Here is a 1,824-nt window from a genome sequence, read left to right on the forward strand (position 1 = left end):
GTGTCCATTCACGGGTGACGGTTCCAGTAGCCCAGTGTTGATGTTGGTTTAGGTGGCGGGGGCGGGTGTCCTGGGTACTGGTAGCCAGGGTTCGCCGGCGAGTGCGATGCGGATGGCGTCGATGGCGCGGATGCCGTGGTCGCGGGCGGAGACCAGGTAGGAGCGCACGCGCAGGTAGGCGGCCAGCGTCGTCGTGGTGTGCCAGTAGCCGGAGACCGCCTGGTGGCGTTTCGGAAGCCGGATCGCCTGTTCGGCGGCGTTGTTCACCCAGGGGACCTGGAAGTTGGCGCAGAACAGCCAGACCTGGTCGGCCTTCGCGGCGAGCCTGCGGGCCAGGACCAGGCCGGGATGGTTCTTCTCGTCGGTCCAGAGCCGGGACATGTTCGTGAGCTCGCCGATCCTGACGTCGGCGTCGTAGCGGGCTCGCAGCCTGTCGAGGACCTGCTGGTCGAGGCGGCTGTGGCCGGTGGCGCGGGCGGCGACGACCAGCCGGTTCGCCTCGCGGAGCAGGTCGATCAGCCGGCCCGCCCACTTCTGGATCTTCGGCGCGAGCGTCAGCACCGCCCGCAGGGAACGGATGAGGTGCTGGCAGCAGAGCTGGACGCCGGCGAGCCCGGCGTCGTACTGGTGCCAGCCGGCGTAGTCGTCGCGGGTCAGGCAACCGGCCCAGCCGTCGAGGACGCCGGTCGCGTCGATCGCCCGCGACGACCGGGACCCGATCGCGCCGTACCAGACCAGTCCGGGGGCGGGGGTTCGCACCGCCAGCAGGTGTGGGCTGCCCGCGCACGGCTCGCCGGTGGCCTCGTCGAGATCCTTACGCAGCACGTTCACCGGGGACTCGTCGCCGCACAGCACCGGCTCGGCGCGCAGCGCGGCCTTCATCGCCTCGTCGAACCCGGCCGCCTGGAGATCCTGGGCGAGCCGTTCGTGCGCGCGGGCGACGAACCCGGCCGAGACCGGCACCCCGAGCAGCGCGTCGATGACCATCGCGGCCCGCTCGACCGGCACGTTGCCCTCGGACGCCAGCAGCACCGCCGCCGCGTGCAGCCGCGGCCCGTAGGACACCGTGCCCGGCCCCGCGTGCCGGACCCCCGGCACCGACCCGGCCGTGACCTTCCAGCAACAGCCGCAGCGCCGCCGCGGCAACACCCACTCGACCTTCTCGCACACCGGATCGAGCAGGTCCCAGACCTGCGCCCAGCCCTCGGCCAGCACCTCGGCGCCAGACAGATCCGCCTGGCACGACGAGCACTCCGTCGGCGGGTCCGCCGACAACGACCGGTCCGGCTCCGCCTCCCGCGAAAGCCCCGCACCCGGATGCCCCGGCTGCCCGCCCGGTTTGCGGTCCTTCGACCGCACCCGCTCCGACGAGGCCCGCCGCTCGGCCTTCCGCTTCTCCTTCGCGCCGATCGGCTCCTTCGACGGCGGCACCGAGGAGTTCGTGCTGTCCATCGACACCCGCCGCCGCAGGTCAGCGACCTCCAGCTCAAGCTCGGCGACCCGGCGCCGCGCCCGGTCCGCCTCGGCCCGCGCCACGCCGAGCTCCGACTCATGACGTTCGGCCGCATCCGCGACCACCCGCCGAAGCCGCTCGTTCGTCGCCGCCAGCTTCTCGTTCGCGGACCGGGCCTCGGCAAGCCCCGCGGCAAGCCCCGCGATCCGCGCCTCGGCCGCCCCGAGACGCGGCTCCCACGACGCGGACGGGTCAACCACACCCCTGATCATCCACACCCAACCACGCCGATCAAGCAACACCCACGACGTGTCCCCTCAACACAAACCCCAAGGTCAGCGGGCTACAGCCGCCCACCCCTGAATGGACAC

The 1,824-nt window shown here is 72.4% G+C and carries 1 protein-coding gene; it reads right to left on the reverse strand.

What is annotated here, in order from left to right; translation table 11 throughout:
• Nucleotides 1–48: 48 nt before the first annotated feature.
• On the reverse strand, nucleotides 49–1,725 hold the full coding sequence (gene tnpC / locus MXD60_RS26175) for an IS66 family transposase (RefSeq protein ID WP_248822374.1): 1,677 nt from the start codon (nucleotides 1,723–1,725) through the stop codon (nucleotides 49–51).
• Between the last annotated feature and the right edge of the window lie 99 nt (nucleotides 1,726–1,824).

The sequence above is a fragment of the Frankia sp. AgB32 genome (assembly GCF_023243045.1).
Classification (GTDB): domain Bacteria; phylum Actinomycetota; class Actinomycetes; order Frankiales; family Frankiaceae; genus Frankia.